Source organism: Chitinophaga pinensis, from assembly GCF_007896845.1.
GTDB lineage: Bacteria > Bacteroidota > Bacteroidia > Chitinophagales > Chitinophagaceae > Chitinophaga > Chitinophaga pinensis_C.
Map to the genome: position 1 here is coordinate 105,932 of NZ_VOHS01000002.1, position 18,947 is coordinate 124,878.

Annotated in this window: 16 protein-coding genes; 9 read left to right on the forward strand and 7 right to left on the reverse strand. The window is 45.6% G+C overall.

Annotation, left to right across the window (positions count from 1 at the left end; all coding sequences use genetic code 11):
• The first annotated feature begins 75 nt into the window (after positions 1-75).
• From gatC to FEF09_RS02390, 3 genes are all read left to right on the forward strand, one after another.
• Entirely contained in the window at positions 76-366 is a 291-nt protein-coding gene (gene gatC / locus FEF09_RS02380) for an Asp-tRNA(Asn)/Glu-tRNA(Gln) amidotransferase subunit GatC (protein WP_146303503.1), read from the forward strand.
• Between the two features lie 25 nt (positions 367-391).
• Entirely contained in the window at positions 392-1,108 is a 717-nt protein-coding gene (locus FEF09_RS02385; protein ID WP_146303504.1) for an ABC transporter ATP-binding protein, read from the forward strand.
• Between the two features lie 133 nt (positions 1,109-1,241).
• Positions 1,242-1,805, forward strand: coding sequence for a cob(I)yrinic acid a,c-diamide adenosyltransferase (locus tag FEF09_RS02390; protein WP_146303505.1), 564 nt, complete (start codon positions 1,242-1,244; stop codon positions 1,803-1,805).
• Positions 1,806-1,814: 9 nt separating this feature from the next.
• Here FEF09_RS02390 and FEF09_RS02395 read toward each other — a convergent pair whose 3' ends face one another.
• Positions 1,815-2,495: an ABC transporter ATP-binding protein gene (locus FEF09_RS02395; RefSeq protein WP_146303506.1), complete on the reverse strand. Its 681-nt coding sequence runs from the start codon at positions 2,493-2,495 to the stop codon at positions 1,815-1,817.
• A gap of 100 nt (positions 2,496-2,595) precedes the next feature.
• Between FEF09_RS02395 and FEF09_RS02400 the strand changes: the two genes are divergently transcribed.
• Complete coding sequence (locus tag FEF09_RS02400) at positions 2,596-2,817, forward strand: DUF2795 domain-containing protein (protein WP_012794455.1); 222 nt, start codon at positions 2,596-2,598, stop codon at positions 2,815-2,817.
• A 532-nt stretch (positions 2,818-3,349) separates the two neighbouring features.
• Here FEF09_RS02400 and FEF09_RS02405 read toward each other — a convergent pair.
• The 5 genes from FEF09_RS02405 to FEF09_RS02425 all read right to left on the reverse strand — a co-directional run bounded on the left by FEF09_RS02405 (position 3,350) and on the right by FEF09_RS02425 (position 9,471).
• Positions 3,350-4,162, reverse strand: coding sequence for an enoyl-ACP reductase (locus FEF09_RS02405; RefSeq protein ID WP_089811657.1), 813 nt, complete (start codon positions 4,160-4,162; stop codon positions 3,350-3,352).
• An 81-nt stretch (positions 4,163-4,243) separates the two neighbouring features.
• Positions 4,244-5,893 (reverse strand): DNA repair protein RecN, encoded by a 1,650-nt coding sequence (gene recN / locus FEF09_RS02410; RefSeq protein ID WP_146303507.1) that lies wholly within the window; start codon positions 5,891-5,893, stop codon positions 4,244-4,246.
• Between the two features lie 88 nt (positions 5,894-5,981).
• On the reverse strand, positions 5,982-7,469 hold the full coding sequence (locus FEF09_RS02415; protein WP_146303508.1) for a tetratricopeptide repeat protein: 1,488 nt from the start codon (positions 7,467-7,469) through the stop codon (positions 5,982-5,984).
• Between the two features lie 146 nt (positions 7,470-7,615).
• Positions 7,616-8,368: a zinc ribbon domain-containing protein gene (locus FEF09_RS02420; protein WP_146303509.1), complete on the reverse strand. Its 753-nt coding sequence runs from the start codon at positions 8,366-8,368 to the stop codon at positions 7,616-7,618.
• An 8-nt stretch (positions 8,369-8,376) separates the two neighbouring features.
• Entirely contained in the window at positions 8,377-9,471 is a 1,095-nt protein-coding gene (locus FEF09_RS02425) for a Nif3-like dinuclear metal center hexameric protein (protein ID WP_146303510.1), read from the reverse strand.
• Between the two features lie 44 nt (positions 9,472-9,515).
• On the opposite strand from FEF09_RS02425, the gene FEF09_RS02430 reads away from it, so the two are divergent.
• Positions 9,516-11,033, forward strand: a complete 1,518-nt coding sequence (locus FEF09_RS02430) for a carboxypeptidase M32 (RefSeq protein ID WP_146303511.1) — start codon at positions 9,516-9,518, stop codon at positions 11,031-11,033.
• Here the strand turns inward: FEF09_RS02430 and FEF09_RS02435 are convergent.
• On the reverse strand, positions 11,028-11,669 hold the full coding sequence (locus FEF09_RS02435; RefSeq protein ID WP_186774166.1) for a rhodanese-like domain-containing protein: 642 nt from the start codon (positions 11,667-11,669) through the stop codon (positions 11,028-11,030). The two genes, FEF09_RS02430 and FEF09_RS02435, sit on opposite strands and share 6 nt — an antisense overlap.
• Before the next feature lie 247 nt (positions 11,670-11,916).
• Between FEF09_RS02435 and FEF09_RS34485 the strand changes: the two genes are divergently transcribed.
• From FEF09_RS34485 to FEF09_RS02455, 4 genes are all read left to right on the forward strand, one after another.
• Positions 11,917-16,791, forward strand: coding sequence for a PKD domain-containing protein (locus FEF09_RS34485; RefSeq protein WP_146303513.1), 4,875 nt, complete (start codon positions 11,917-11,919; stop codon positions 16,789-16,791).
• A 58-nt stretch (positions 16,792-16,849) separates the two neighbouring features.
• Positions 16,850-17,881, forward strand: coding sequence for a PorP/SprF family type IX secretion system membrane protein (locus FEF09_RS02445; protein ID WP_186774167.1), 1,032 nt, complete (start codon positions 16,850-16,852; stop codon positions 17,879-17,881).
• A 66-nt stretch (positions 17,882-17,947) separates the two neighbouring features.
• Positions 17,948-18,418 carry a redoxin domain-containing protein gene (locus tag FEF09_RS02450; protein ID WP_146303515.1) on the forward strand — a complete coding sequence of 157 codons (471 nt, stop codon included), beginning with the start codon at positions 17,948-17,950 and terminating at the stop codon, positions 18,416-18,418.
• Positions 18,419-18,556: 138 nt separating this feature from the next.
• Complete coding sequence (locus tag FEF09_RS02455) at positions 18,557-18,907, forward strand: T9SS type A sorting domain-containing protein (protein WP_177222872.1); 351 nt, start codon at positions 18,557-18,559, stop codon at positions 18,905-18,907.
• Positions 18,908-18,947: the final 40 nt, after the last annotated feature.

The following is an 18,947-nucleotide window of genomic DNA, read 5'->3' on the forward strand; positions in this document are numbered from 1 at the left end:
GGACTATCGACTATTTAAGGTAACTTTAACGCGGACCCTGTCCGATAATTATTATTTTTTCATTTAATTTGATTTATGGAAGTGAATGAGATGCTGGTACAGCAACTGGCAGACCTTGCAAGGCTTGAGTTCAGCGAACAGGAAAAGACTGAAATTAAAGGAGATCTGCAACGCATGATCACCTTTGTAGAAAAACTGAACGAGCTGGATACCACTAACGTAAAACCATTATTACACATGACTGCAGACAGGAACGTGCTGAGAGATGACGTGGTAGTTCCTTCCATAACCCGGGAAGAAGGCTTACAGAATGCGCCTGCTGCTAACGATCAGTACTTCAAAGTACCGAAAGTTATCAAGAAGTAGAATCAACTTTCAACGCTATAAATCTATGCACCCAAGTTCCGTCATCCATTTAGAAAACATCCGTAAGAGCTATTTCATTGGAAAAAATGAACTGCCTGTACTGAAAGGAATCAATCTGGACATTTTAAAAAATGAGTACGTAGCGCTGATGGGGCCTTCCGGTTCCGGCAAATCCACGCTGATGAATATGCTCGGCTGTCTTGACAGTCCGACAAGTGGTAAATACGTATTAAGCGGTCACGATGTGAGCCAGATGGAGGACGATGCATTGGCAAGGGTGCGTAATAAAGAAATAGGCTTTGTATTTCAGCAGTTTAACCTGATGCCACGTCTCAGTGCACTGGAAAATGTAGCCGTACCATTGATCTACGCCGGTATCAACAAGAAAGACCGGGAAGACAAAGCCCGTTTTATGTTGGAAAAAGTAGGTCTCGGACAACGTTACAAGCATAGACCAAATGAGTTATCCGGTGGTCAGTGTCAGCGTGTGGCCATTGCCCGCGCCCTCGTGAATGATCCTTCCCTCATACTCGCCGATGAACCTACGGGTAACCTCGATACCAAAACTTCCATCGAAATCATGGATATCTTCGGTAGTATCCATGCCTCCGGTAATACGGTTGTGCTGGTCACCCACGAAGAAGATATTGCCGCCCATGCCCGCCGAGTAGTACGTCTGCGTGACGGATTGATAGAATCTGACAGACTGAATGCGGAAATCCTCGCGGAAGCGGTGAAATAATAAAAAAATCAGGAATCAGGAATTGAAATTCAGGAACTTCATGGGCTGATTACAGGCATTGTGTTTTAATGTCTGCTGATGGCTGACCAATTCCTGATTCGTAATTGTTATTCCTGATTATTAATTCTTCCTCATGTCTTTCAAGATCTACACCAAAACAGGTGACAAGGGCAAAACAGCTCTGATCGGCGGCACCAAAGTACCTAAAAGCGATCTTCGTATTGACGCCTACGGCACCGTAGACGAGCTTAATTCCTATATCGGGCTGGTCAGTGACTATCTGACAGCTTATCCTGATACAATCAGCCTGTTAAGGGAAATACAGGACCGTCTGTTTACGATCGGATCCTCCCTTGCCTGCGATCCTGAAAAGGATACAAAAATGCGGATTCCTGATCTCCATGCCGGAGATATCACTTTGTTGGAACACAGCATTGACAAAATGAACGAGGTATTACCGGAAATGAAGTCATTCATTATTCCCGGTGGCCACGTAGCGGTATCTACCTGCCATGTGGCCCGTTGCGTGTGCAGAAGGGCAGAACGCCTCTGTGTGGGATTGCAGGAACAGCAGCAGTTCATAGAACCGCTGGTGCTGCAATATATAAACCGCCTGAGCGACTATCTCTTTGTATTGGCCCGTTGGGTTGGTCATACCTTCCAAGTGGCAGAAATACCCTGGAAACCCCGGATCTGAGCCTTGTATTTATTTCTGTATCGTAGACGCAAGGATCTCCCCTACGATTCCTCCGTCTTTCATGACCAGCTGTCTGTCGCTCATTGGCGCCAGTTCTTCGTTATGTGTCACAATAATAAAGGTCTGCTGGAATTTATCTCTCAATTCTATAAATAGCTGGTGCAGTTCTCTTGCATTTTTAGAGTCCAGATTACCAGTCGGTTCGTCTGCCATGACTATGTCCGGCTGATTGATCAGTGCACGGGCTACGGCCACACGCTGCTGTTCCCCTCCTGATAATTGATTGGGTTTATGCTCCAGTCTGCCAGATAATCCCAGTGTCTCCAGCAGGTATACGGCTCTTTCCTTCACAGCTGCTTTACGGGTACCTGCAATATAAGCGGGTATACATACGTTTTCCAGGGCAGTAAACTCCGGTAAAAGGTGATGAAACTGGAAAATGAAGCCCATGTGCCTATTCCTGAAATCAGCCAGTGCATTCCCCTTTAAAAGGCCAAGATTGGTATCATTCAACCATACTTCTCCTGAAGTGGGTGTATCCAGTGTACCGAGTATGTGTAACAGGGTACTTTTCCCGGCGCCTGAAGAGCCTACGATAGTAACGATCTCTCCTTTCGATACGGAAACACTTACACCTTTCAGCACGTGTAAGTTGGAATAATTTTTGGTAAGATTGCGTGCGGTTAGCATACTCAAAGAAAAGTAAAATAACCTTTAAAATAGTAATAGTTGTTTATTTCAAATTAAATAATACTTTTGCGAAAATTCAGAAAGTAAAAATTTCGATAACATGTACTGGACCTTAGAATTAGCTTCATACCTGGAGGATGCTCCATGGCCAGCTACGAAAGACGAATTGATAGATTACGCCATCCGCTCCGGTGCACCGATTGAAGTGATTGAGAACTTGCAGGAACTGGAAGACGAAGGGGAAATTTATGAAGGCATAGAGGATATATGGTCTGATTATCCGTCGCAAGACGACTTTTTCTTCAACGAAGATGAGTATTAGACGGAATATTTTCCATTATTGTTGCCTCAGCAATTCGCCTATGCTTAAAAAACTTAGCCGTTCCTTCTAGTCAAGGGGAGCGGCTTTTTTGTACCCCGGTCAGCAAACCAACCCTGACCGGCGGATACTGAGCCGGGTAAACCGGCGTAATTTCAGATGCCTATACTTAAAAAGAATAGCCTGGTCTGATAAGGGGATGCTTTGTCCCTGTCTGTTTCTATCACATTTATAATGCATTCCCTGTTACCGGATAAGTTCCGGTATTGTTTACGTATTGTCTTATCTATACTCATCTTACGCTAATGCTACGTAAAAAACGTAGCATTAGCGTAAGATGAGTATAGTATAACTATATTCAAGCCATACATCAGCGACCATATTTTCCATCCGGAATCCATGTTGCGGCTAACAATGACCTTACCTGTCAGTTGATGTTCCCGATGAGGTACAGACACATCCGGACAATAAAAAAACGCCGCAAAAAAGGTTTATTTCATCCTTTTTTACGGCGTTCAATATGTTAATACGACGATTATTTTTCCATCTGCTCAATGATCGCAGCAGAAACACCGGTAAATGAGAAACCGCCATCATGGAACAGATTCTGCATAGTTACCATTCTGGTCATATCAGAGAACATTACCACACAGTAATCAGCGCACTGTTGTGCGGTAGCATTACCCAGCGGGCTGATTTTCTCAGCATATTCCATGAAACCATCAAAACCTTTCACGCCACCACCTGCAGTAGTTTTGGTTGGAGACTGTGAAATGGTGTTTACACGTACTTTCTTCTTGATACCATAGTGGTAACCGAAGCTACGCGCTACTGATTCCAGCATAGATTTAGCATCTGCCATTTCGCTGTAATCAGGGAATACTCTCTGTGCAGCGATGTAGCTCAGCGCTACTACGGAAGCCCAGTCATTCAATGCATCCAGCTGATATGCAGTCTGCAGCACACGATGCAGGGACATAGCGGAGATATCGAATGTTTTATGAGAGAAGTCATAATCCAGGTCGGTGTAAGATCTGCCCTTACGCATGTTGATACTCATACCCACAGAGTGCAGTACGAAATCAATTTTGCCGCCAAAATGCTCCATGGATTTAGTGAAAAGGTTTTTCAGATCATCCATATTGGTAACATCAGCGGGTATAACAGGAGCATTACACTGTTCAGCCAGTTTGTTGATCTCTCCCATGCGTAACGCTATAGGAGCATTGGTAAGCACTACTTCGGCGCCTTCTTCCACACAACGTAATGCTGTGCTCCAGGCCATAGACTTCTCGTCCAATGCACCAAATATGATACCTTTCTTTCCTTTTAATAAGTTATGAGCCATTGGGTTCAATAATTAATTTCGGCAAAAATAGCTGTTATAGTTGAAAAAAAAAGATTAATTGAAAAGCAGTCAGCGGTTTAGCTATTTTACCAACTCTCTTGCATTCTCAAGTGCCGCGGCTGTCGGTTTTTCACCGCTCAGCATCTGTGCGATCTTATTAATACGTTCTTCTCTTGTGAGCAGGCGTACGTTCGTGGTGATCTTACCGTCACGTGCATCTTTAAATACGAAATAGTGTGCATCTGCTTTACCTGCGATCTGCGGTTGATGTGTAATACAGATGATCTGGTGACCACGGGCCATATCTTCCATAATAAAGCTGACCTGTCTGGCAGCCTCTCCGGAGATACCTGTATCGATTTCATCAAATATCAGCGTTGGTAATGCCACAGAGCGGGCTACCAGAGATTTGATACACAGCATCAGCCTACTCAGCTCACCACCTGAAGCCACCTTTCTGATAGGAGCGAACTGTCCGCTTTTATTGGCGTCAAACAGGAATTCGATCGTGTCCTGGCCATAAGGATTCAGTGCTCCCGGTGTGATTGCAGCTTTCAGACGGGCATTTGGCATACCTACCTGTGCCAGCAGTGCATTCACCTTTTTCTCAAACGGTTCAGCCGCTTTGACACGTGCAGCCGTAATGGTTTCCGCCAGTTTTTGCAGGGCTGCCTGAAGGGTCGCAATTTCCGCTTCCAGTCCGGCCAGTTTTTCATCGAGGTTTAGCACTCCCTCGACACTTTGGGTGAGCTTTTCCTGAATGACCAGCAATTCCGCTGTGTTTTGCACACCGTGTTTTTTCAACAGCTTATACCCTAAAGACACACGTTCATTCACCTGTTCTATACGGGCGCCATCAAACTGTACCTGATCATTCATATGACCGATCTCTGAGGAGATATCCTGCAGGTCTACATATACAGACTGTAATCGCTGTGCTACCGCAGGCGCATCTTTGTGATAAGACGCAAGGCCCTGTACGGAAGACTGGATCTGCTTCAGCTGTTGTAAGATAGGTTGTTCGTCTTCGTTCAGCTGGAAATAAACACGGCTGAGTGTATTACGGATCTCCTCTGCATGGCTCAGCACCTTCAGTTCTGCATCCAGATCTTCGATCTCATTAGGTGCAAATGAAGCGTCGCTCAGTTCATCCAGCAGGAATTTGTTGTAATCGAGTTCTTTGTTGGCATTGTCGCGCTGGTCCTGCAACTGTTTCAGCTGGCGCTGTATCTGTGAGTAGCGCTGATACTGCTGCTGATATTGCTGCATAACTGCCGGCTGATTGACCAGAGCATCAAGGACTTCCCGCTGAAAATCAGACTTTTCCAGTTCGAGGGTGTCGAACTGCTGATGCAGGTCCACCAGATACTGGCTTAATTCGGTCAGTTGGCCCAGATTGACAGGCGTATCATTGACAAAAGCACGGGACTTGCCGGCGGCGCTGATCTCCCTGCGGATGATCAGCTGGTCTTCCATATCAAGCTCGTGTTCCTGAAAAAAGGCAGCCACCTGAGATTTCCTGACTTTGAAAATCCCCTCAATCACACACTTAGATCCCTTATCCAGTAGCATTCCCGGATCAGCCCTCTCTCCCAGTATTAATGACAATGCCCCCAGTACAATAGATTTACCGGCGCCTGTTTCCCCTGTAATAACATTCAGGTTGCCGGAGAAATCCACTTCCAGGTGATCAATGATCGCGTAGTTCTTGATAGTTAATTTCTGTAGCATAAGGAGTATTGGAAATACGAATATATCACATTGGATTATTCCGCAAATTAATACTTGTACTACGAAGTGTATCTGCGTAGTGACGGCCTCAAGCGCCGTTCAATCGTTGTATTCCGGCCTTGGCTCTTTGATCGAGTGAGTTTTTATAGTCGTGCCCTTTCATGTCCAGACAGGCCTGATAACATTGCCGCGCTCTGGTTTTGTCATTGCGCTTTTCATAAATATATCCCATTTGCAGGGAAGCTCTTGCGGCAAAATGTTCGGTTCTGTTGGCACCCGCTTTCACTGTAGCTTCATACATGGTAATCGCATTATCATCCTGCCCCATTTCATCGTAGATACGGCCAAGACGGTATGCATATTCCAGTTTTTCTTCCATTATCGGAAAATCAGCCGGTTTCTTCGTCTGCAACAATTTCAGTGCCTCCGGGAAGAAACCGCCATCGCTCAGCAAACGGGCCTTCAATAAAAGCTGATTAGGCCATCTCCCACTCTTTGCGTCTTTCAGCGCCTGTTTATCAGCATCTGTCTCCGTATTCCCTCTCGTCAGGATCTGGCTGCGGTATTTATTAGCTGCATCCATATTCCCCCTTAAGTAATAATACCAGCTCAGACGCTGTAATCCTTCCTTAAGGTAGAACTTCCCTTTGAACCGGTCAATGAATTTTTGCAGATAAACATTCGCATCTTCATCCTGCCGGCACAGTTTCAGTTGCCCTAATACATAATAAACATATGGGATCTCTTCATACTGCGCATTATCATTCCGTTCTGTCAGCACCTTAATTCCCAGCGAGGCTTTCTGATTGTTCATGGCAATATTAGCCACCATCAGGGCGAAAAGGTAGTTATTTTTTGTATCCAGCTGATGTTTCTGGAGAAATGCCCATACATCTTCCGGCTTGTTTTCCACAAAAAGCTTCAGATAACAGTAATAATAGCAGGCCTCTTCCTTAAACAGGCGGGCCACTTCTGTATTACTGTCAATCACCTGCTGTACCATCTGCATCCCTTCTTTGATCGTGCCTTTCATACCAAGGGTATTAGAAAGCCAGCGATACCCTTCGGGAATGGTACCGAATACGGTCTGCATAGATCCCAGCAACATATTATTAGGCAAAAATTGCGGAAACTTCTTCTGGTTCTCTTTTAACAGCTGATAGGCTTTCCTGATTTCCCATACCGCATCCCAGCGTTCGTTGAATTTTAGTCTCACCATTCCCCATTGGAAACGGATCGCTGCCTGCGTATACAGATAATAAGGTGAATTGGCCGGTCCCTCTTCCATCCATGCCACACGTTCAGCTTTCAGAGATTTCTTCTGCGCATACTCTGTCGGATCTTCATTAAAGAAGAGGGTGAAAAAATCCGCATAATTTTCGAGGAAATAAGGAATGAGGTTATCCGGATGGGCTTTCTTTTCTTCTGCCAGGAGGGCGGCTCCGGCATCGAGACGCAATTGCATGATCGCATCATAAGCCTGCTGACAACGGGTGTTAAAGTCATAGACTTTCTGACGCCCTGATACAGAAATAGTAATATTCAACAATAACCCCAGCAGGAAAAATATGCGCATGGACAAAAATATATCTGATTAATAACTCCGGGCCTATCTACCAAATTCCAAACCAAATTTTCAATTTCTGCCTGCCGGAATGTAAAAGTCCCGGCATAGGAGCCGGGACTTTTGCACTATTAAAATAAGTTAGTTACAAAGCGCTATCAGATAGTCACTGTAGCATCCAGATCATTATCAACCAGGATACGACCGCAATGTTCACACACGATGATCTTTTTACGCTGACGGATTTCCGCCTGACGTTGAGGAGGGATCGCGTTGAAGCAACCACCACAGGAATCACGGGAGATCGTTACTACAGCCAGACCGTTACGGTAGTTGGTACGGATCTTCTCATAAGCTGCCAGCAGACGTGCTTCTACTTTAGTACGCGCTTCATCGCTCTGCTTACGGAAAGCTTTCTCTTCTTTCTCAGTTTCACCGATGATCTTTTCCAGTTCGCCTTTCTTGTGCTTCAGGTTAGATTCTTTGTCAGCAATCTGTTTCTTTGCACCTTCCAGAACACGGCTCTTATCCTTTACCTCTTCGTTCGCGTCTTTAATATGTTTCTCAGCCAGTTTGATCTCCAGAGACTGCATTTCAATCTCCTTAGTGATGGCTTCGAACTCACGGTTATTCTTAACGTTATCCTGCTGCTTCTCGTATTTCTTCATCAGGGCCTCTGAGTCCTTGATTGCCGTTTTCTTATTGGCAATAAAGTCCTGGATACCACGGATTTCATCCTCTACGTGAGCCAGACGGGTGTTCAGACCCTCTATCTCATCTTCAAGATCCTTTACTTCCATCGGCAACTCTCCCTTCAACACCTGGATTTCATCCAGTCTGGAGTCCATCTTCTGTAGCCTAAGCACAGACGCCAATTTTTCTTCTACGGAGTATTCTTTTACAGTAGCCATGTATGTTTTTATAAGTAATTTACCGGATTTGTACGAATTGTAGATTTAAGAGGCGCAAAATTAGGGAATTTTTCAGTCAATATATGATAAAATAATTCAACCGTAAACTGCTCACTCTCGAAATGTCCTACATCCGCTATAACAATTTGATTTTCAGCATCAAAAAACTCATGATATTTGAAATCGGCTGAAATATAGGCATCCGCCCCTGCTGCAATTGCCCGCTTTAACAGGAAACTGCCCGCTCCTCCGCACAATGCCACTTTCTTTACCGGACGACCTCTAAGAGGCGTATATCTCACACAACCGGTGTTGAACTGCTGCTTTACCCAGCGAAGGAATGCTTCTTCCTCCATTGGCGCTTTCAGTTCTCCGATCAGTCCCGAACCTACTTCTGCATACGCATTCTCCAGCTTCACAATATCATAAGCCACCTCTTCATATGGATGGCTTCCCAGCAGGGCTTTCACCACCGCATTCTCCAAATATACGGGAAAAATCACCTCTACCTTTGTTTCCGGCTCCAGATGACGGAGTCCCTGCCCGCCTACATGAGGGTTAGTTCCCGCTCCTGCCTTAAAGGTGCCTGTCCCTTCCACATTATAACTGCACTCACTATAAGCGCCAATATGTCCGGCGCCGGCAGCAAAAAGGGCAGCTCTCACCTTTTCCGCATCTGCCTGAGGCACAAAAGTATACAGCTTACGCAACAGTTCCCGCTTAGGAGACAGCACACTGCGCTGCTGTAATTCCAATCGTTCTGCCATCATATTGCAAACACCGTTCCGTACATTATCCAGGTTGGTATGGGCTGCATAAATGGCAATATCGTGCTTGATGGCCTTGATAGCCACCCGCTCTACATAATTGCTTCCATTGATCTTTTTCAATCCGCCGAATACAATCGGATGGTGTGCCACCACTAGGTTACACTTCTTTTCGATGGCTTCGTCTATAACGGCTTCCGTAGCATCCAGCGTCAGTAATACGCCTGTCAGTTCCCAATCGGCACTGCCAAACAGCAATCCTGCATTGTCGTAACTTTCCTGATATTGTAATGGTGCAAATGCCGCTATGGCATTGGTAATATCCCTGATCTTCATAATTGAGCGGTAATTTACCCCTACTTTTGCACAAAATCAACAGCATGGCACAGACTACCTATTCTGCAGCAAAACGATACGAAACCTACAAAGGAAAGATGCAGCAGATCGCTGACATCCGGAATGCGATCGCCGTACTCAGCTGGGACCAGGAAACCTATCTCCCGGAGAAAGGGGCTGCGTTCCGCGGACAACAGATGACAACACTCAGCACCATCGCGCATGAGCTGTTTACTTCTGCCGACCTGGGAACACTGCTGGAATCGCTGGACAATGACAGACAAACTCTGGACTCTGTCGCTGCCAAAAACATTACCCTCTCACTGGAGGACTATCGTAAAAATGCAAAATACCCGGCCAGCTTCGTGGCGGAGTTATCCAAAACCACCAATGAATGCTATCATGCCTGGATCAATGCCAGAAAAGAAGGCAACTATGCCGTATTCGAACCGGTACTGGCAAAAATGGTGGAACTGAAAAAACAGGAAGCCGATATACTGGGCTATGAAGGTCATCCTTATAATGCCCTCCTGAACGAATATGAAAAAGGCGCCAACACGACCATGCTGGACACCATCTTTAATGATGTGAAAACAGCACTGACGCCGCTCCTGCGTAATATCGAACAAAAACCACCCGTACAGAAAGATTTCCTGCACCTCCGCTATGAACGCAATAGCCAATGGGAATTCGGTATTCAACTGCTGAAAGCCATGGGGTACGATATGAATGCCGGCAGGCAGGATGTATCAGAACACCCTTTTACCACCAGCTTTAATCCGCAGGATGTCAGGGTGACTACCCGTATCGACGAAAATGATTTTGGTAATATGACCTGGAGCTGTATTCATGAAGGCGGACACGCATTATATGAACAGGGGCTGGATCCGGAGGCCTACGGACTTCCATCCGGCGAAGCTACCAGTCTGGGTATTCATGAATCACAATCAAGATTATGGGAGAATAATGTTGGCCGTAGCATTGCCTTCTGGGAACATCATTATCCACAGTTACAGCAGGTATTTCCGGACAATCTTGGTAATGTAAGTCTGAGAGACTTTTACAAAGCCATTAATCTGGTACAGCCTTCACTGATCCGTACGGAAGCAGACGAACTGACCTATCATTTTCATGTAATGGTGAGATATGAAATTGAGAAAGGATTGCTCGACGGTACCTATAAGACATCTGAGCTTCGCGATGTCTGGAACAACTATTATAAAGAATTCCTGCATGTAACAGTACCGAATGATACGCAGGGCGTATTACAGGATATACACTGGTCTCATGGCAGTTTCGGTTATTTCCCCACTTATTCCCTTGGTAGCTTTTATGCGGCACAATTCTTTGCCGCCGCACAGGAACAGTTACCTGACCTGAGCGGACAGATTGCCAAAGGTGAATACAATGCGCTGCTGACATGGTTGCGTCAACAGGTACACCGCCATGGCCGTACCTTTACTTCGAATGAACTATGTGAGAAAATAACCGGACAACCACTGAATTTCAAATATTTTCTGGACTATGCGACGCAGAAATTCGGAGATATCTACGGACTATAACTGTTCGGATACTCCCTGTTTGCGCCACACTTCCCTGCCATCTTTATACAAAATGAAAGTAGGCAGGGAAGTCGCTTTTATAGACTGCATGACATCCTGATCACGACCACCATCCACTTTCAACAGGCGTACTGTTTTATGCTTAGACAGGTACGCCTCCAGTACAGGCGCCATCTTACGACAAGGAGGACACCACTCAGCTCCTACATCCACCAATACTTCTCCTTTATCAATACCTGAACGGAATGCATCAACCGTCATCTGTTTTACATCAGCAACACCTTCTACCGGCTGACCTGCCTGTTTCCACGCATTAATCCCACCTTCCAGCTCTATTACCTTTTTAAAACCGTTCTCACGCATCCAGCTGGCAGCTTTTGCACTACGTCCGCCACTCAGACAATAGATATAGACCGTTTTATCCTTATCCAGATACTTTACTCTTTCTGTAAACTCTTCCTTCTTTGTGTAATCCGCCAGCAAAGCATTGGACAGGTGTCCTGTATTGTACTCACCGGCAGTGCGTACATCAAACACCTGCACATTCCCATTCCGGATGGAGTCATTAAAAACTGCGGCGCTTACTTCCTGCCCTTTAACACTGTTTGAAACCGAAAACAATATGGTTCCGAGCACTAGGCATATATAATATTTATAAATCATACTTTTGTTTTATATTGTTGAGCTTTTATTTTCGTAAGTCTTTCATTTTCAGCCTAAGCTGGAATAAATTTTGTGAGATGCAGGGACAGCCCCCCGACCTTTTGTGAAAAGACTACGTTTGAGCTACGGACAACCAATATTAACACATAATTATTTTTTTATACTTTTTTCCTTTTTTTCAACCTGAGCCTGGTCGTTATGTCCTGGCCATATCCGGAAAATGAGACACCATTACCTAAGCCAATTCAAGCACTTCCTCCATGCCACAGCATATCTGGTTGTGTTTCTCCTGCTATGCGGTGCTAAGACACAGGCACAAAATACCGTAGCTTTTACTGCTGACAACTGGAGCGGTTGCGGCGCAGCCTTCGTTCAATTTGTAAACCAGTCAACACCCGTTGGTACCGCATCATGGGATTTCGGAGACGGTGGAGCACGATCAACGTTATGGAACCCCAGCCGAACATTCAACAGACCTGGTGTTTTCAACGTAGTGCTGACTGTCACCTTTCCAAACGGACAAGTAAGCAGCACCCAACATGTTGTAAACGTCTATCGCAGACCCAATGTTGTCTTTACCGCCACTCCTACTACCGGATGTACGCCATTGACGATTAACTTCCGCGACCAGTCAACTGCGGGAGACGGTACGATTACCGGTATCAACTGGGACTTCGGAGACGGTACCGGCGCAACTGGCGCAACTGCCAGCCATACCTACAACAAAGGCGGCGGCATGATCGCTACTTCTATCGTCACCAACAGCTTTGGTTGTACCTCCAGTGCCGAACAGATTCTGGATATCAAACCTACGCCACAAGTATCATTTACAACTAATACACAAGGTGGTTGCCGTACACCGGTCACTGTCAACTTCACCAATACCACCACTATGAACACTGCCGGACCAGTACCGACCGTGAACTACCTGTGGGATTTCGGTGATGGCAGTACCAGTACAGACAAAAACCCTACACACGATTATACTACGACGGGTAACTTCTCCGTGAAACTAACGGCATCTACTCCCGATGGCTGTACCCAGACCATCGACATGCCTGATTATATAAAGATTGCTACCATGCAGGCGAATTTCAACATCCTCGAAAAAACCTGTACCGGTACCAATATCACGTTTAGGAACACCACATTACCAGCACCGGTATCTGCAACATGGACCTTCTCTGATGGTACGGTCATCAACAACGTGGATGCTGTAAGAAGCTTCACTACTGCAGGTAACTATACTGTCACTATGCATGCGGTAACACAGGATGGTTGTGATGCATTGGTTACCAGAAGTTTTACGGTGTCAACGCCACCAGGCATCAACTTTACCATGAACCCTACATCTGCCTGTGCGGTGCCGATAAATGTTCAGTTTACCACTGCCAGCACAAATGCAAATGGCTGGGCATGGACATTTGGAGATGGTACTACTTCTACTATCCAGAATCCATTACACAACTTTACCACGGAAGGCGTCTTCCCGGTGAAAGTGGTAGCTAGCAATACTGCCGGCTGTCTCGATTCAGCCATTAACTCCATCACTATCAGAAAACCCGTACTGACCATCGCTGGTCTGAATCGGGGTTGTATACCTTTTGATGCCAGTCTGACTGCCAATATTGACGTGGCAGATCCGATTGTGTCTTACGATTGGGATTTCGGTGATGGCGGTTCTTCTACCAATTCAGTAGGCACTCATACTTACACCGCTCAGGGTAACTATGTCGTGACATTAAATATCACTACCAGAGGTGGTTGTACACAGACAGCTACTTACCCGATCAGAGTGGGTACACCTGTAATACCGGATTTTTCTGTTGATAAACCCAATGGTTGTCAGCCAACCGTCTTCAATTTCACCGATCTGTCCAGACCACAGGTGCCCGGCATGACATGGCAATGGACATTTGTGGAAAACGGCGCAGCCAATGGCGGTTCTTCCGTACAGAATCCTTCTTATGTATTCAGCACTATCGGAACACATGACGTCATCCTGACGGTAGATAATAATGGTTGTACACGTACTATTACCAAACTGGCTTTTGTTGAAGTATATCCTCCGGCAGCATTCTTCACCATCGCAGATATGGACTGTGCGACACCACTGACAAGATCATTTACAGACGCTACTGCATGGGGTACTACACCTACACCAAGGAGTTACTCATGGGATTTCGGAGACGGTACCACAGACAATACACCTAATCCAACCCATACATGGGCGAATGAAGGTACCTATACCGTAGTATTGACGGTTGATAACGGTAGTTGTACATCAACTTACTCCACTACGGTAAGGTTGCTGAATGATAAACCGGCCATCACTGTAGATCAAAACGTGATCTGTCGTGGTACCACCGTACATTTTGCTACTACATCGCTGATACCGGGTCTTACCACCTCTTATCAGTGGACATTTGGCGATGGCGGCACGAATACAGGTTCACCAACACCGGCTTATACCTACAATCAGCCGGGTACCTATAAAGCAGCACTGACTACTATCGACATCTATGGTTGTACACACGTATCAGATTCTCTTACCATTGACGTGAATGGTTCCGTTGCAGCCTTCTCCGCTTCGGCACGCCGATGCAGAGACACTGCTATTACATTCACCGATGCATCTACTACCCGCGCAGGTAACACTATTACTTCGTGGACATTCAATTTCGGTGATGGGACGCCAAGACAGACATTTACTACTCAGCCAATAGCTGTGCCACATAGCTATGGCGTCATCAATAATTATTCTGTTACCCTGATCGTAACTGATAATACAGGTTGTACAGATTCTGTCACGCATGTTATCACCATTGACAACATCTCAGCAAAGTTCAGTGCACCAGATAGCATTGCCTGTCTGAATACGCCGTTCAGATTCAATAATGAATCTATTACAGAACCGCTGACCTATGCATGGCAGTTCGGAGATGGCGCTACCAGCACAGACAAAAACCCGACACATACTTACACACTACCGGGTACTTATACGGTGACACTGGATGTTACCAGCACCACAGGTTGTACCGGTCATATTGAAACAAAAGATTTCCTGAGAGTACCTAATCCGATAGCTGACTTTGAAGTACCTGCAGTAGCAGGTGATATCTGTCCGCCGGTAAAAGTGCAGTTCACCAACCACTCTTCTGACTACGTGAAAGTATCGTGGTCATTTGGGGATGGCAGCAGTTCAGATGAAGACAATGCTTTACACAACTATATCAGACCCGGTACTTTCCCGGTAACCCTGACGGTTTATTCAGAAGGCGGATGTGCCAGTCCGACAGCCGGACCTAAGAACATTTCTATCTCTGGTCCGGATGGTAGCTTTGCTATCACACGCGAAACTGGTTGTGTACCATTGACCACTTCCATGACAGCTGTATCTCCTACCGCACAGAAATTCATCTGGGACTTTGGAGACGGTTATACAGTGACTACTACCACTCCTGCTTCACCGTCTTACACTTATACTCAGCCGGGTATCTATTTCCCTGCGGTATTGCTGGAAGACCAGAGAGGATGTACAGTACCGGCTATTGGCAGTCCGAAAGTGATAGTAGATCAGATCAAAGCCGATTTCGGCGCTGATCTTTCCAATGCCTGTGACGGAGGTATCGTACAGTTCTCCGATTCAACAAAAGGAGTATCTATTGAGGACGGTGTTCCGGCCACTTATCTGTGGGACTTTGGGATTCCGGGTCGTACAGATGATGTTGGAACAGGGCCTAATCCAAGTTTCTTATATGATGCACCCGGCACTTATTTCGTGAAAATGATCGTGACGAGTCATTATGGATGTGTAGACGAAATAACGAAGACGATCATTATAGAACCAAGTCCGTATCCGGAAATTGACACCGTACCACCGGTGTGTGTAGGGACTGCTATTCAATTATCAGGAAAGGAAATCAGGAATCTGCCGGGAACGGTCTGGAACTGGACAACCAATGGACAGGATTATCCGGGACGGGTACCAGATTCAGTCACTTATACCCAACCCGGTATTTATCCGGTTCAGCTGACGATCACCAGTGCGAAAGGTACCTGTAGCAGTACAGTGACCAGAGATATTACTGTAGCGCCTTATCCGACCCTTACACCAACACCGGCAGAATCTTCTATCTGTCGCGGTGCATCGGTGAACCTGCAGGTATTTACAGAACCGGGTGCGGATATTACGTGGACTAATTATAACATCTCAGATCCAAAGAGTGCCACACCGGTAGTAACTCCTGATATCGATACCACTTACCGCGTAACGGTGGTGAATGCGACCGGTTGTGCGGCAAAAGGCAGCGTGAAGATCAGTGTATCCCAGCCATTTACGATACAGGCGAGCAATGCAGATATCTGCGAAGGCGGTTCTGTACAGTTACATGCAAGTGGTGCTGTCACTTATAAATGGTCACCTGAAACAGGACTGGATAAATCTGATGTTGACAATCCGATGGTAACACCTGAATCAACGATCAGTTATCAGATCATTGGGTATGGCAATGACAATTGCTTTACGGATACGGCAACAGCAACTGTAACGGTGCATTCTGCGCCTATCGTTAATGCGGGAGATGATCTTTCTGTACCGGTAGGTACGACGATACAGTTACCGGTTACTGGTAGCACAGATATTACGAAGATTGAATGGACACCGGCAGCCTCCCTGAATTGCGCGGACTGTCTGACACCGACGGCTTCGCCAAGAGAGAATACTACTTATCAGATAACGGTGACCAACGCATTTGGTTGTACGAGTTCGGATGCGGTAACGGTGAATCTGGTATGTTCTTCAGGTGTGGTGTTCCTGCCTAACACCTTCTCCCCTAACAATGATGGACAGAATGACCTTTTCTACATCAGAGGTAAGGGTATCAAAGTGGCAAAATCATTTAAGATATATAACCGTTGGGGACAATTGGTATTCGAAAGGACCAACTTTAACATAGAGGATCCAACCTATGGCTGGGATGGCCGTATGAACGGTCAGCCGGCAAATCCGGATGTCTTTGTTTATGTAGCAGAACTGGTATGTGATTCCAATGAAGAATTTATGTTAAAAGGAAATGTGATGCTGATCAGGTAGTAACCTGTCAGCATCTCCCACACGAATCCATATGACTAAAAAACTTGCCAGCATGAGAATGAACTGTAGAAAATTGTTAGTGGCACTGTGCCTATGCAGCACACAAACACTGGTCGCGCAGGACATACACCTGTCCCAGTTCTATGAAACTCCCATTTTACGTAACCCGGCCCTGATCGGTTTATTCCATGGGGATTATCGTATTCAGGCGGTATACCGCAATCAGTGGAACAGTGTCACTATTCCTTATCAGACGGGGGCATTAAGTGCTGAGTTGAAATTTCCTGTAGGCAACAGTGAAGACTTTGTTACGGCGGGGCTTCAATTCACGTATGACAGGGCGGGTACTGCCCGGCTGCAGTCTGTACAGGTATTACCGGCAGTCAACTATCATAAGTCACTGAGTCAGGACAGGAACATGTTCCTCTCGGTGGGCTTTACCGGCGGTATTGTACAGAGACAGTTTGATCAGACAAAAGTGACATTTAACAACCAGTATACCGGCGGACAGTTTGATCCGACGGCACCTACCGGAGAAGATGGGCGACTGGCCCTGAGGGGATATTCCTATCTGGACGCCGGTGCGGGTCTGAGCTTTAACAGTAGTCTCGGAGAGAATGAAGACATTAACTATTATATAGGTGCGGCTATCTTCCACTTTAACCGGCCAAAGCTGTCGTTCTATAAGGATGCAACAGTAGCGCTGGATCCGAAATTCACGATCAATGCCGGTATTACCTTCCCCTTACAGGAGCGTTTGAAACTGATCGCACAGTATAATGAGATCCATATGGGCACATATGCCGAGTATCTGGGAGGCGCCTTACTGGGTTACAGTCTTTATGATGAAGGGCTGGAAAGTACCCGGGCATTTTATGTGGGTGCGTATATGCGTTATAAGGATGCGATTATTCCTTCTTTCCGGCTGGATATGGAAAAGTATGAGGTCGGATTCACTTATGACGCCAATATTTCTGGTCTGAAACCGGCTACGAATGGTTTTGGCGGCTTTGAAGTGTCATTGGTATTCAAAGGGTTCCTGAACAGTCGTAACAGTACAATGGATGCTGTACACTGTCCAAGGTTCTAAACTTATGTACCAATTGCTATCTTTACACCGACTTGATAAACTTATAACCTTTATAACGAATAACAGATGAACGTAACAGTTGGCGCAAAAGCACCCTCTTTTTCACTGCTGAATACCGAAAAACAGAAAGTATCCCTGGAAGACTACAAAGGTCAGAACCTGGTAATTCTGTTTTTCCCATTGGCATTTACAAGTGTATGTACTGCAGAACTCTGCAGTATCAGAGATAACATTGGTACTTATAACGACCTGAATACAGCCGTTGTCGGTATTTCTGTAGACTCTCCTTTCACGCTGGGTAAATTCAAGGCTGAGCAGAACCTGAACTTCCCGCTCCTGTCTGACTTCAATAAAGACATTTCTCAGGCATATGGTGCTTTTTATGAGAATTTCGTGCTGGATCTGAAGGGTGTATCTAAAAGATCAGCGTTTGTGGTAGATAAAGAAGGCGTTGTCAGATATGCGCAGGTGTTAGAGTCTGCAGGTGACCTGCCTGATTTTGAAGCAGTTAAAAACACGCTGAACGGTCTGCAATAAAAAATAACCTAAAGCGTTAAATTTTTTCAAAAAATAATGGCAAGCCTTCTTATTTGGCTTGCCATTTGTTATTTTTACATAAGACGATATTGTGGAATAAATCAGGTGATATTTGAAAAAATCTTTATCTTTGCGAGTATGTGGAAAACCTCTACACTCTTATTTTCTTGCTTCTTTTGCCTATTATCCCTCGTAGGTAAAGCACAAAGCGCCAAAACCACTCCATTCTCCGATGGGGGCAATAAACTCGTGAAGGCGTATCCCAATCCGGCTAGTAGCAGGATCAATTTCGAATTACAGAACAATAACGAGCAAGGTTACGAGATTATTGTATTCAATTTTCTTGGAAAGAGGATCGATCAGATAAAAAACCTGAACGCACGTACTACAGTTGAACTGGATAAATATTATAGCGGTCTATATATTTTCCAACTGAGAGACAAACAGGGTAACCTTGTGGAGTCCGGAAAGTTCAATGTCGTCAAGTAATATGACTAAATAATTCTCCTTTAAAGAATATAAAAAAGGG

Excerpts from the sequence above, each read along its gene's own strand:
- gatC (WP_146303503.1), top strand. The coding sequence starts at position 76 with ATGGAAGTGAATGAGATGCTGGTACAGCAACTGGCAGACCTTGCAAGG.
- FEF09_RS02385 (WP_146303504.1), top strand. The coding sequence starts at position 392 with ATGCACCCAAGTTCCGTCATCCATTTAGAAAACATCCGTAAGAGCTAT.
- FEF09_RS02390 (WP_146303505.1), top strand. The coding sequence starts at position 1,242 with ATGTCTTTCAAGATCTACACCAAAACAGGTGACAAGGGCAAAACAGCT.
- FEF09_RS02395 (WP_146303506.1), bottom strand. The coding sequence starts at position 2,495 with ATGCTAACCGCACGCAATCTTACCAAAAATTATTCCAACTTACACGTG.
- FEF09_RS02400 (WP_012794455.1), top strand. The coding sequence starts at position 2,596 with ATGTACTGGACCTTAGAATTAGCTTCATACCTGGAGGATGCTCCATGG.
- FEF09_RS02405 (WP_089811657.1), bottom strand. The coding sequence starts at position 4,162 with ATGGCTCATAACTTATTAAAAGGAAAGAAAGGTATCATATTTGGTGCA.
- recN (WP_146303507.1), bottom strand. The coding sequence starts at position 5,893 with ATGCTACAGAAATTAACTATCAAGAACTACGCGATCATTGATCACCTG.
- FEF09_RS02415 (WP_146303508.1), bottom strand. The coding sequence starts at position 7,469 with ATGCGCATATTTTTCCTGCTGGGGTTATTGTTGAATATTACTATTTCT.
- FEF09_RS02420 (WP_146303509.1), bottom strand. The coding sequence starts at position 8,368 with ATGGCTACTGTAAAAGAATACTCCGTAGAAGAAAAATTGGCGTCTGTG.
- FEF09_RS02425 (WP_146303510.1), bottom strand. The coding sequence starts at position 9,471 with ATGAAGATCAGGGATATTACCAATGCCATAGCGGCATTTGCACCATTA.
- FEF09_RS02430 (WP_146303511.1), top strand. The coding sequence starts at position 9,516 with ATGGCACAGACTACCTATTCTGCAGCAAAACGATACGAAACCTACAAA.
- FEF09_RS34485 (WP_146303513.1), top strand. The coding sequence starts at position 11,917 with ATGAGACACCATTACCTAAGCCAATTCAAGCACTTCCTCCATGCCACA.
- FEF09_RS02445 (WP_186774167.1), top strand. The coding sequence starts at position 16,850 with ATGAACTGTAGAAAATTGTTAGTGGCACTGTGCCTATGCAGCACACAA.
- FEF09_RS02450 (WP_146303515.1), top strand. The coding sequence starts at position 17,948 with ATGAACGTAACAGTTGGCGCAAAAGCACCCTCTTTTTCACTGCTGAAT.
- FEF09_RS02455 (WP_177222872.1), top strand. The coding sequence starts at position 18,557 with ATGTGGAAAACCTCTACACTCTTATTTTCTTGCTTCTTTTGCCTATTA.